Consider the following 513-nt stretch of genomic DNA (forward strand, 5'->3'; position numbering starts at 1 on the left):
CCTTGTATCTCTTCTTGATGAGTGTTTAGCTAGCACTTGTCACATCGGGAAGACAGTGAGCTCGTACCCAACCAGAGTGTGAAAATGCTGTGACGTAGATTGAGCCCTGACTTCCTAACCTCAATTAAACTGAATGGTATCCTAGCGCCCCAACTAAGGGTGACGCTGCATGTACAAGGGGAGTAGATAGAGATGAAAGCTTTTATTGGCATTGATGTGGGTAAAGAAAAGTTAGATATTTCCTGGCTACGCGATGTAGTCAAAAGTAAAAAGAAAACGAAGATTTTTAAAAATAACCCGCAGGGCTATCAAGAGTTAGTTGCCTGGTTGATAAAGAATACAAATTTAAAAGCACAAGACATTGTTATTACAACAGAGCCCACAGGTGTTTATAGCGAGCCGCTGATGTATTTCCTATACGAGCAAGGATTTATTTTATTACATGTAAATCCTGGTAAAGCAAAACAGTACGCAAGTTCATTAGGGCTTGTCCATAAGACAGACAAGTCAGAC

Annotated in this window: 1 protein-coding gene; it reads left to right on the forward strand. The window is 40.5% G+C overall.

Translation table 11 applies throughout. The features are described 5' to 3' along the window. Positions 1–192: 192 nt before the first annotated feature. Positions 193–513: IS110 family transposase (locus tag I6F53_RS20465; RefSeq protein ID WP_197240987.1), on the forward strand; the 321-nt coding region annotated here is incomplete at its 3' end.

Origin of the sequence: Pseudoalteromonas sp. SWN29, from assembly GCF_015864465.1 — a bacterium.
Taxonomy (GTDB): Bacteria; Pseudomonadota; Gammaproteobacteria; order Enterobacterales; family Alteromonadaceae; genus Pseudoalteromonas.